The 9,874-nt window shown below is 69.6% G+C and carries 12 protein-coding genes and 1 pseudogene; 7 read left to right on the forward strand and 6 right to left on the reverse strand.

Translation table 11 applies throughout. The annotated features are described in order from the left end of the window. Positions 1-90 precede the first annotated feature (90 nt). The 4 genes from Ae331Ps2_RS04590 to Ae331Ps2_RS04605 all read right to left on the reverse strand — a co-directional run bounded on the left by Ae331Ps2_RS04590 (position 91) and on the right by Ae331Ps2_RS04605 (position 2,506). Positions 91-1,326 carry a hypothetical protein gene (locus Ae331Ps2_RS04590; protein WP_075310478.1) on the reverse strand — a complete coding sequence of 412 codons (1,236 nt, stop codon included), beginning with the start codon at positions 1,324-1,326 and terminating at the stop codon, positions 91-93. Between the two features lie 339 nt (positions 1,327-1,665). Beyond that, positions 1,666-1,944: a hypothetical protein gene (locus Ae331Ps2_RS04595; RefSeq protein ID WP_075310476.1), complete on the reverse strand. Its 279-nt coding sequence runs from the start codon at positions 1,942-1,944 to the stop codon at positions 1,666-1,668. Next, the gene (locus Ae331Ps2_RS04600; protein WP_139318941.1) at positions 1,941-2,297 is read right to left on the reverse strand and encodes a hypothetical protein; all 357 of its coding nucleotides are present in this window, start codon (positions 2,295-2,297) and stop codon (positions 1,941-1,943) included. Before Ae331Ps2_RS04600 ends, Ae331Ps2_RS04595 begins: the two co-directional genes overlap by 4 nt. Continuing rightward, the gene (locus tag Ae331Ps2_RS04605; RefSeq protein WP_075310472.1) at positions 2,297-2,506 is read right to left on the reverse strand and encodes a hypothetical protein; all 210 of its coding nucleotides are present in this window, start codon (positions 2,504-2,506) and stop codon (positions 2,297-2,299) included. Before Ae331Ps2_RS04605 ends, Ae331Ps2_RS04600 begins: the two co-directional genes overlap by 1 nt. A 112-nt stretch (positions 2,507-2,618) precedes the next feature. Between Ae331Ps2_RS04605 and Ae331Ps2_RS04610 the strand changes: the two genes are divergently transcribed. The 3 genes from Ae331Ps2_RS04610 (at position 2,619) to Ae331Ps2_RS04620 (ending at position 4,770) form a co-directional block, all read left to right on the forward strand. Next, entirely contained in the window at positions 2,619-2,951 is a 333-nt protein-coding gene (locus Ae331Ps2_RS04610; protein ID WP_158071531.1) for a GntR family transcriptional regulator, read from the forward strand. A gap of 149 nt (positions 2,952-3,100) precedes the next feature. Further along, positions 3,101-4,162 carry a helix-turn-helix domain-containing protein gene (locus tag Ae331Ps2_RS04615; protein WP_075310470.1) on the forward strand — a complete coding sequence of 354 codons (1,062 nt, stop codon included), beginning with the start codon at positions 3,101-3,103 and terminating at the stop codon, positions 4,160-4,162. A gap of 8 nt (positions 4,163-4,170) precedes the next feature. Next, on the forward strand, positions 4,171-4,770 hold the full coding sequence (locus Ae331Ps2_RS04620; protein WP_075329691.1) for an HD family hydrolase: 600 nt from the start codon (positions 4,171-4,173) through the stop codon (positions 4,768-4,770). Positions 4,771-4,791: 21 nt separating this feature from the next. Here the strand turns inward: Ae331Ps2_RS04620 and Ae331Ps2_RS34135 are convergent, their stop codons facing one another. After that, positions 4,792-5,103, reverse strand: a complete 312-nt coding sequence (locus tag Ae331Ps2_RS34135; protein ID WP_075310466.1) for a GNAT family N-acetyltransferase — start codon at positions 5,101-5,103, stop codon at positions 4,792-4,794. A 1,309-nt stretch (positions 5,104-6,412) separates the two neighbouring features. On the opposite strand from Ae331Ps2_RS34135, the gene Ae331Ps2_RS04630 reads away from it, so the two are divergent. The 4 genes from Ae331Ps2_RS04630 (at position 6,413) to Ae331Ps2_RS04645 (ending at position 9,546) form a co-directional block, all read left to right on the forward strand. Beyond that, positions 6,413-7,234: a helix-turn-helix transcriptional regulator gene (locus tag Ae331Ps2_RS04630; protein ID WP_075310464.1), complete on the forward strand. Its 822-nt coding sequence runs from the start codon at positions 6,413-6,415 to the stop codon at positions 7,232-7,234. Between the two features lie 136 nt (positions 7,235-7,370). After that, positions 7,371-8,396 carry a lysophospholipase gene (locus Ae331Ps2_RS04635; RefSeq protein WP_233147647.1) on the forward strand — a complete coding sequence of 342 codons (1,026 nt, stop codon included), beginning with the start codon at positions 7,371-7,373 and terminating at the stop codon, positions 8,394-8,396. Further along, complete coding sequence (locus Ae331Ps2_RS04640; RefSeq protein ID WP_075310462.1) at positions 8,393-8,860, forward strand: SRPBCC family protein; 468 nt, start codon at positions 8,393-8,395, stop codon at positions 8,858-8,860. The genes Ae331Ps2_RS04635 and Ae331Ps2_RS04640 overlap by 4 nt, the downstream gene beginning before the upstream one ends. An 8-nt stretch (positions 8,861-8,868) precedes the next feature. Continuing rightward, the gene (locus Ae331Ps2_RS04645) at positions 8,869-9,546 is read left to right on the forward strand and encodes an aldo/keto reductase (RefSeq protein ID WP_349289809.1); all 678 of its coding nucleotides are present in this window, start codon (positions 8,869-8,871) and stop codon (positions 9,544-9,546) included. A gap of 8 nt (positions 9,547-9,554) precedes the next feature. On the opposite strand, the pseudogene Ae331Ps2_RS33025 reads toward Ae331Ps2_RS04645, so the two are convergent. Further along, positions 9,555-9,874: pseudogene (locus Ae331Ps2_RS33025) on the reverse strand (transposase family protein); the annotation flags it as partial.

Raw genomic sequence — 9,874 nt, forward strand, 5'->3', positions numbered from 1 at the left:
CACGGCTTGGTCCGTGATGCTGGTGTCGATCTCGTCGTGCCGGTCGTGCGAGCTGCTGTCCACAGGTCGATTCCCCTCGATCATCGCTGGTCAGGACTGGTCGGTTCGGTGCTCATCACGCAGCGCCCGCGCCCTGGCCGGGGCGCAGCGCAGACCGGTACGGATCGACTCCGCCGACGACGGATCGACCTCCCCCGCCGCCACCGCCGCCGCAAACTCGGCGCGCAGCGCATCCATCGAGCGAGCCCGCGGCCGGGCCACCTTCCGCGGACGACGGCGACCGTGCTCACCACCGGTCGGTCCCGTCGGCCGGTCGAGGGTGGCGACGCCGTGCCCGCCGGGGCGGTCGTCCTCGGTCCCGATGTCGGCCGGGTCGCGCTGGTTCCCGGTCCCGCCCGCGGGCTCGTCAGCGGACGGGACCGGGACGCTCAACAGGCCCGGGTTCTGCTCGGCCAGCCACGCCGACACCTCCGCCGCCAGGTCACCGCCGTCGTCGTCGACAGGCAGACCGGGCGTGGTGTGCGGGGCCAGCACAGGACGGCCGAGCCGGTCACGACGCACCCGATAGACCCCAGGGGCGTGCACCAGACGGGCGTCGCCGTCGGTGTCGATCTCGGCGACCGCGGCCCGCAACGCAGCCCGCCGGGCCGCGCGCAGCTTCCGCTCCGCCGCCCGCTCGGTGCGCGCCCTGCGGGCCGGGCGGGCCCCGGCGGTCACCAACTGGTGCGCGATCACCCCGGCCACCGACACCACACCCATCACCAGCCCGGTACTCACGCCACCGTGCTCACCGTCGAGGCCGTGGGCGACGTTCAGGCCCGCGGCCACGGCCGCGAACGCCCACACCCCGACCTGCAACGCCCACAGCGGGGCGCCCGGGTGCGTGCGGCGCCGCGACTGCACCGCCAGCGCGAACGCCCACATCCCCAACTCCGACAGCACCGGCAGCACCGCACCGGTCCACGACCCGTAGACCGCGACGCCATAGGCGGCCATCGCCGGGACCGCCATCACCGCCGACGCCACCGCCAGCGGATAGATCAGCAGATCCACCCGATGCGCAGCCGCCCACACCCCGACCGCGGCCCGGCGAGCGCCGGCACGCTTGCGTCGCTCGGTCCGGGCCCGGCGGGCCTGCTCGGCCCGCGCGGTCCGGGCGACCTGATCCCGGGTGGCCTGCTCGGTACGGCGGCGCTCGGCGATCTCCGCCCGCACCGCCTCGGCGTGCAACGCCCGCTCCGCAGCCGCATCGGCGTCACGACGGGCCCGCTCCGCCGCAGCGGCGCGGTCCTCACGACGGCGCTCCGCCCACGTCCCGGTGCTCATCGCACGGCCGCCTTCATGCACCGCGGGCGCGAGCACACATCACCCATCCCCGACCGCACCCGGACCCCGCACGACCGGCAATGCACCGGCCCCGACGCCTCCTCCGTGTGACGACCCCGCCGGTGATGCCGACGGTGCTCCGCCGCCGCCAACTCGTTCGCGACCACCGACCGGCCCGCCCGAGCCCCACCCTTCGCCGCACTCGACAACCAACCCATCGCCCCGCTCCTCTGCCTACTTCGTCTGTCCTATGTGGATCAACGAGGTGCACCCGTCCGGTCCCGACCGGCCCACACCCCGAGGGTCAGCGCGTGAAGCGAAGGACCCGCTTCGCCAACGTCACCCGGTGATCCCGACCCGCCGCGCCGTGGACGCCGTCAGGCACGACGTCGGATGCGACGGGGACGCCTCGACCAGACCGCGCCGGCCATCGAGATGACGCAGCTCGAACCGCACCCACCCCTTGGACAACAGGCCGATCGCGATGACCTGCGCCCACTCCCCACCCGTCGAGCCGTAGGAGTAGACCCACCACCCCGGGCGCACCGCCCGCGCCGGACGCTCCCGTGCCGCCGTCGCCGCCGCCCGCTCCACCACCGAACCCAGCCGGGCGCTCACCGCGCACCCGCCGGAGGCTCCTCGGCGCCGAGCAGAACCAGCTCCGCCCGCTCCTGCGCCGCCACAACCTCCACCACCGCCGACAGATAGCCGTCGTTGGAACGCAGACGACGCCACTCCCGCCACCCCACGACCGCGCCACCCAACGCCTCGACAGTCTCGACCCCCGCCACCCCGACCGCGACCGCGACCAACACGCCGGCCACACCGTCCAGCGGACCCGCCACCCCCAGTGCCAGAACCACGAACACCCCGGTAAGCACCACCAGCGCCACCCCGGCACCGGACCGGTGCCAGAACTCGCCCCGGACCTGGTCCAGCACCCGACGACGGAGCGCATCCACGACCCGCATCACGCCGCCTCACCTCCGACGAGCTGCCTAGCGCGGCGGGGCAGGTGGAGGACCCGCGTGGTGTGCAGGCTCGGGATCTCACGCCCCCGAGCGATCTCGTCGCCCAGCAACGCGTCGATCACGTCCGAGGTCAGGCCGTCAGGAGCCCAGCCCTCGGGTGCGCTATCGATCCGTCGGAGCGCGGCCATGTCGCGGCGTTCGGTGTACATCTGCCATCCTCCCGATTGCCTCAGTGCACATTAAGGTGCTCTGTGGTGCTCGATCTGTCAAGGGGTGTTTGTGGTGCTGTGCGGTGGCTTAGCTGGCCGCTACCGTGGCTTGGTGGCGGTCGATCAGGGAGGCGCTCAGTCGCTGAGTGCGAAGGTCAGGTCGGACCTCGTCCGACGCATCCGAGCGGGCGAGTTCCCGGTGGGGGACAAGATCCCGTCCCTGCGGGCACTCGCTGAGCACTACGGCGTCGCCGAGCTGACCGCGCACGCCGCGGTGAAGGAGATGCAGCACGCGGGGGTACTGGAGTCCGCTGCCGGTCGCGGAACGTTCGTCCGGGCCCTCCCGGACGACCCTCCCGAGGATCTGCGCGAGATCGTGGCTCGCCTCCAGGGTGAGGTCGCCGAGCTACGCGAAAGGGTCGAGACGGTCGAGGCCAAGAGATAGCTGCTACTCACGGATTCTCCGATTCACCCCCGTCGCCGGGGCCCAGTGCCTACCGTCTGTCGGACAACCAGAACGGTATTGCCAGGTCAGGGCCGAGACCCCTGACCGCGAGTACGAGTTCGACGCGGCCGAGCGTGAGGAAGCACGGAATGAAGGACCGAACCCCTACTCCCGGTGCGAGTGAGCTGATCGGGCGACTCGGAGGAGCCGTTCTGGGCGCCATCCGTGGCCGCGTCGGGCTCACTCAGGAGGGGTTCGCCGAGCAGCTCGGCGTGGGCGTCAGCACCCTGCAGGCGTGGGAGTCGGGTCGGCGCCCGCTAGTCAATGCGAGCTTCGCGGAGATCCAGCGCGTCAACCGAGGACTCCGGGCCCACAACCCGGACCCTTCGCTCCTCGTCGTGTTCGAGAAGGCACTCGTGGCGGACTCGATCTACGGCGAGCTGGCGACTGTCGGGAGCCCTGAGCACCCGCTGTCGGTCATCGTTCCCGACCGCACCCTGACCGAGCTGCTCGCCTGGCCGCTCACCGGCGAGGTGCCCCGGCAGCTCAGCGAGATCCGCACCCGGCTGTACGTGCCCAGCACGGTGCAGGACGCCGTCGCTCGGGACCTCTGTGATGCTGCGGACCAGGCCGGAACGGGCACCGAGCGAACGGCCATGTTACGTCGGCAGGTGAAGTTCCTGGTCGCGTCGAACAACTCCACACAGGGGTGGCTCCAACAGCAGACGACGAGCGATACCCGAGCCTTACCCGACCTGAGCATGTGGTCCCCGGCGTGGGCCGTGGCTCGCTCCCAGGCCGTCGCGAGTGCTCATTCCGGCGACCTCGATCCGCTGCGACGTTTCATCGACCAGGGACTGGCGCGCGATGAACTCATCATCGCGAATCTCAATTACTGGGCCTACTGGGTCGGCGAGCACGACACGTACTGGACCGACGATCGAGACATGGTCAGTCAGCAGGCGACGTGGTCCGGGGACCGGCTCCTGGCCTCGCTCGTGACCGGGGTTGCAACGGCCCCGTACCGGGAGCTGTGCGCGCATGCCCTGTGGGCGCTCCTGAGGGCACGGCGAGACCTGCTCCGCAGCTCTGAGCAGGCGAGGCACATCGGCCGAGCGGTGGAGATCGCGCTCAGCGACGATGCTGGCCTGACCGGTAAGGTTCGACAGCGCATGGAGCAGGTGGCCTACCTCGTGGAGAGTGCGATTTGAGCAACGAAATGCACGCCGTCGCCAAGTTCGCATACGAGGCCGGCCAGCTTCAGCGACTCCCCCGCTCCGGGTGGCTGCTCGCAGGAGTCAAGAATCCCGAATCGGTAGCCGAGCACAGCTTCCGTGTGGGAGTTCTCGCCTACGTCATTGCCACTCTCGAAGGCGCAAACGCAGACCGCGCGGCAGCACTGGGCCTGTTCCACGACATGCCGGAGACCCGGATCGGTGACGTCCCCAGCGTGGGGAAGCCGTACGTACGGACGCCCCCGGCTCAGGACGTCGCCCACGACCAAGTGGCGGAGCTGCCGCCGGTCCTCGCCGAGCACATCGCCGCCCTGATCGACGAACACGAGCGTGCGAAGGAACCGACTGCGACGCCAGAAGCACGCTGCTCCCGCGACGCCGACAAGATTGACTGCCTACTTGCCGCACGGGAGTACCAGGCCCAGGGCAACCAGCAGGTGCAACCGTTCGTCGACTCGATGTCGGCGGCCGTGGTGACCGAGACCGGAAAGCGTCTCGCGGTCGCGGCGCAGGAAATCCCGCCCGGCGAGTGGTGGGCCAACTTCGCCGCCAACTTCGCGAAGAACAGCGAGGCGGCACGGTGATGCACCGAAGCCACCCCAACGCTATCTCAGCTGTCCCGTGAGGCGTCGATAAGCACAGATCCGTCGTTTAGTGTAAGGCTCTTCGAACGCAGTAACGGAAAAGCGGGAGCGTGCCTCGGCCAGCAGGCGTCGAGCGATTCCCCGGCGGCGCCAGGCCACCGCAGTCCAGATATGGGCGACGGTCTCGTAGTCGCCGTCGTTGTCACGATCGTGCACGACGACGAACCCGGTGAGGTGGCCGTTGAAGACCGATAGATTCCCCTCCCGAACGAGGACGGTCTCCAGAACGAGACCGTCCAGGGCCCTGAGACCACCGCAGACGCCTCCTGCCACTCAGGTGGCGCCACGGAGCTGTCGCAGCACCAGAACGGCGCTGAGACCGCATACCCCGACGCGCGGCCAGGCACGGACCGTCAGGTGCCGTTCCCCACTCTTCTTCTGTCACTCTGTCACTGCACCGCCCCTGACCAGCACAAACGAGAGTGACAGTTCGAGTGACAGGCCAGTGAGCCTTTTTCAACCTGGCGTTTGTGCTGGTCAAGCCGTCGAGTGGGCCTCCCCGGACCGCGACCGCGCGGCGGCCTGACCTGCATCATCGGGGATCTGGCCGCTGCCGACGGGGCCCCTGCCGCCGCTTCGCGGCGGGTCCTCGGTCAGGTTGAAAAAGGCTCAGTGACACTGTCACTCTGTCACTCGACGGCGCCCGGCCGTACGGCGATGCGACCCATCGTTGCTGCCCCCTCCTGTTCCAGCGCCTTAACGTCCACAGCGCTGCAACAGGAGGGGCGTGGACGGGCGCTCGTCGACCCGGGGGATCGAGCGGGCTGTACGCGGCCCTCTGCTCCTCCGCAGAGGCGCTACGGGACCCCGGATGCCACCCGGGGTCCCGGCCGAGCGCGGAGGAGCACTGGGACGGACGTCCGCACGGTGGTGCGGCGGGCTGGACGGTTCCAGACGATGGCACGTCTCCCCACTCTTCTTCTGTCACTCTGTCACTACACCACCCCTGACCAGCACAAACGAGAGTGACAGTTCGAGTGACACGGCCGGTAGGGCTGTCACTCTGTCACTCGGCCCATCCGGCAAGGTTTTCCCAGGACGTTCCCAGATGCGTCCGACGCCCCCGATCATTATCTACATCATGCCTGGTCAGGACATGTCTTCTCCGGCGCACGCTCCACTGCTCCGGAGGCGGGAGCGCAGGTTCGAATCCTGCCGGGGGCACGTCAAAGCTTGACAGCGAACAAGGCCCCTCACCTGCTGTAACAGGGTGAGGAGCCTCGTTCGTTGTGTCCGGCCGTCACCGGCCGTGGATGGCTCGTTGCGGGTGTTCTCCCCGAATGCGCCCCGAAGTCTGCTCAGCCCGCCGCCCTGCCCAACGCAGCGTCGATGCGCCGACGCGCGGCGTCCTGCTGGCCGTCGATCGTCCTTGCGTAGACGTTCAACAGCGCCGCCGGGCGCTGCGCCAGGTGCGCAGGTGGCTGAGCTTCGGCAGCTCGTCCGCGCGCTCGCCCCGGAACAGTCGACTCACGCTGTCGCCCCCGACCGCTGCGATGTGAGCGCGCAGATGCTCGGTCAGCGCCTGATACCGGTTCCGGTGCTGTTGAGACGGCGACGACGATGCAAGAGCTAATCTAGTACCGTGACCGCCACCAACGGGGGCCTCGCTGAGTTCCTTCGGGCGCGTCGCAGCCTCGTTACTCCCGAGCAGGCGGGATTGATACGCGGTCCGGACCGGCGTGTAACGGGCCTGCGGCGCGACGAGGTCTCCCTGCTTGCGGGAATCAGCACTGACTACTACATACGGTTGGAGCAGGGGCGCGAGGTCCACCCGTCGGAGCAGGTGCTCGAGGCGCTCGCCTCGGCCCTCGACCTCGACCACATCGCCGCCGCCCACCTCTACCAGCTCGGGCTCCCCCGACCCGGCCACGCGCAGCCAGCCACGGAAGTGTCCGAGGGCGTACGGCGCCTGCTCGACTCCCTCTCCGCCGTTCCGGCCTTCGTGCTCGACCCGGCCCTCGACGTCCTCGTGGCCAACGACCTTGCGCTGGCCCTCTACTCCGGCTTCGAGCGATTCGACAACCTGCTCCGGATGATCTTTCTCGATCCGGCCGCCGCCACCTTCTACCGCGATCCGGACGCGGCCGCACGCGGCGCGGTCAGCCACCTGCGCGTCGCGTCGGCGCCCTTCCCACACGACCAGCACGTCACGAGTCGGGTGCGCGAAATGCAGCAGCGCAGTGCGAAGTTCGCCCGACTCTGGGAACGCTACGAGGTCGCGGAGAAGGTGAGCGTGGACAAGGTGCTGCAGCACCGCGAGGCCGGCATGCTGTCTCTGCACTACGAGTCGCTCGCGATCTCCAGCGCACGCGGACTGCACCTCGCGACCTACAGCGCCACCAACGAGGACACCGTGGCGGGCCTGGAGGCCCTCAGCCGGCTCCCTGCAGACGGCTCCACCTGACCTGGATCGCCGGACGTGCCCGATCGCCGCCACCGGTGTCCGTGCCGCGGCCTCCGGGTGGGTGCAGGAGTACTACCCGACCGCTCGGAACGCTCCTTAGCGTCGTCCCACATCCCCGATAGGACGGTGAGACGACATGACCACACGTAGAGACGTCCGATCCCAGCTGCCCTGGGACGGTAGGACCGTCCGCGCGTCGCGCCGCGGCGAGTTCTGGGTCCCCGGCGAGCGAGTGATCCAGCGCGGGCACACCTACCAGCGCGGCCCGATGTTCGTCGCTTGGGAAGCGCCCGAGCACATCACGAAGCCCTGTCCGATCGTGCTCGTGCACGGCGGGGTCATGCAGAGCACCGAGTGGATGGACACCCCCGACGGACGACCCGGGTGGGCCCAGCGCCTCGTCGAGGCGGGCTGGCCCGTCTTGCTCGTCGACCGGCCCGCGCAGGGACGCTCACCATTCCATCCGTCGGTGGTGGGCACGATGGGGCCGGCGTTCCCCTATGAGGAGGGCCGCGCGGTCTTCTTTCCCGACTCCGCCGCCGACCGCCAGACCCGCTGGCCGATCGCCCGCGATGACGAGGCCGGGCTCGACGCGTTCATCGCCCCGTTCAACCCCCTGCCCGCAGCCCTCGCCGACTCCCAGGAGATGGACGTCGATCGGCTCACCACGTTGCTCGATCGGGTCGGGCCGGCAGTGGTGATGACGCACTCCGCCTCCGGTCCCGACGGGTGGCTGCTCGCCGACCGACGCCACGACCTCGTTCGCGCCATCGTCTCGATCGAACCGATGGGTCCGGCATTCGCCTCGGCGCCGGGGATCGGCACGCTGGACTGGGGCCTGACCGCAGCCCCGGTGACCTACGACCCGCCGCTCGCATCGCCGGACGAGGTGCGTGCCGCCGATCCGAGTGCACTGCGGATCCCGGGATTGCGCGAGGTCCCGGTGGCGATCGTCACCGGTGAGACGTCACCGTTCGCCGCCGCGGGCCCTGACATCGTCGCGTTCCTGCGCCACGCGGGTGCGGCCGTCGACCACGTCCATCTGCCCGACCACGGAATCTTCGGCAACGGGCACGGCCTGATCTACGAGACCAACTCCGACGAGGCACTACAGCCGGTCCTGCGCTGGCTCGACGAGCACACGACGGACACCGGACGATGACCGAGCTCTACGCGAGCGCAATGCTCGACCACGACGTCGACCGTGTCTGGGCTGTCGTCCGAGACTTCCACGGGCTCGCCCTCTGGCAGCCGGCGGTCGCGGCCAGTGCGATGGGCGCCCCCGCCGCGGGCCGCGCCGTGCGGGTGCTGACCATGGCCGACGGAGCGACGGTGGTGGAATCGTTGGCAGCCCTCGACGACTCCGACCGGTCCCTGGTTTACGAGATCGTCACCTCGCCCTACCCGGTGCAGCACTACCGGGGACGCCTCGAGCTGCGCCCGGTAACCAGCATCGGCGCGACCTTCATCGGCTGGTCGATCGTCGTCAACGCCCACCCCGACGACGCCACTGACCTGATCGAGAGCCTGCGTCAGGGCATCCTCCATCGAGGTCTGCGCGGACTCGCCGCGCACCTCGATGCCTCCACCGGTTCCTCCGACCTCTCCTCGAAGAAGACTTCATGACATCGACAGTGTGTGCCGCCGGCACCTTCCGCCTCGCAGACAAGGACGTCGCCCGACTGGGCTTCGGCGGTATGCGCCTCACGGGCCGCGGCATCTGGGGCGAACCCGACGACCGCGCCGAATGCATCCGAACCGTCCGACGTGCCATCGAGCTGGGCGTCCAGCTCGTCGACACTGCCGACTCCTACGGCCCGCACGTCAGCGAGGCCATCATCCGCGAGGCCCTGTACCCCTACCCGGACGACGTCGTCATCGCGACCAAGGTCGGGCTCACACGCAACGGACCCGATGTCGTCGACACAGCGCAGGGAGCGATGCGGCTGGGCCCACAGGCCTGGCCGCCGGTCGGTCGCCCGGAATACCTGCGTCAGCAGGTACTGCTGAGTCTGCGTCGCCTCGGGCTCGACCACATCGACCTGCTCCAACTGCACCGCGTCGACCCGCAGGTGCCCCTGGCCGACCAGGTCGGCGAACTCAAGGCGCTCCAGGACGAAGGCAAGATCGTCGAGATCGGGCTCTCCCAGGTCGGTGTCGAGCAGCTTGAGGAGGCCCGCGCGATCGCCCGGATCGCGACGGTGCAGAACCGCTACAACCTCATCGACCGCGGCTCGGCCGACGTGATGGAGTACTGCACCCGCGAAGGGATCGGCTTCATCCCGTGGGCGCCATTGAGGTGTTCTCAGTAGCGGGTTGATCATGTCGTGCGGTCGTACTCGGTGTGGAGTAGTACGAGCGCAGCTGCGGTGATCGCGCCGGTGCGCCAGGGACATAGCGTGACTCGCCGCAACGCGGCGAAGGTGGTCTTGAGCAGGGCGTTTCCGCGTTCGGCCAGAGCACGAAGGGCTGAGTGCAGGGTGTTGACGGTGCGCTGGTTGACCGTCTGCCCGCGGCCGGGGACGGGTTTGATGGGCACGGTGAGCCGGTCGGCTTCGCCTTCGTAGCCGAGGTCGCCCAGCGCGGCGTGGGTGTCGTCGGTGAACGCGGCCAGGCCCTCGAGCAGCCCGGGGTGGGTAC

Origin of the sequence: Pseudonocardia sp. Ae331_Ps2, from assembly GCF_001932405.1 — a bacterium.
GTDB lineage: Bacteria > Actinomycetota > Actinomycetes > Mycobacteriales > Pseudonocardiaceae > Pseudonocardia.

Excerpts from the sequence above, each read along its gene's own strand:
- Ae331Ps2_RS04590 (WP_075310478.1), bottom strand. The coding sequence starts at position 1,326 with ATGAGCACCGGGACGTGGGCGGAGCGCCGTCGTGAGGACCGCGCCGCT.
- Ae331Ps2_RS04600 (WP_139318941.1), bottom strand. The coding sequence starts at position 2,297 with ATGCGGGTCGTGGATGCGCTCCGTCGTCGGGTGCTGGACCAGGTCCGG.
- Ae331Ps2_RS04605 (WP_075310472.1), bottom strand. The coding sequence starts at position 2,506 with ATGTACACCGAACGCCGCGACATGGCCGCGCTCCGACGGATCGATAGC.
- Ae331Ps2_RS04615 (WP_075310470.1), top strand. The coding sequence starts at position 3,101 with ATGAAGGACCGAACCCCTACTCCCGGTGCGAGTGAGCTGATCGGGCGA.
- Ae331Ps2_RS04620 (WP_075329691.1), top strand. The coding sequence starts at position 4,171 with ATGCACGCCGTCGCCAAGTTCGCATACGAGGCCGGCCAGCTTCAGCGA.
- Ae331Ps2_RS04635 (WP_233147647.1), top strand. The coding sequence starts at position 7,371 with ATGACCACACGTAGAGACGTCCGATCCCAGCTGCCCTGGGACGGTAGG.
- Ae331Ps2_RS04640 (WP_075310462.1), top strand. The coding sequence starts at position 8,393 with ATGACCGAGCTCTACGCGAGCGCAATGCTCGACCACGACGTCGACCGT.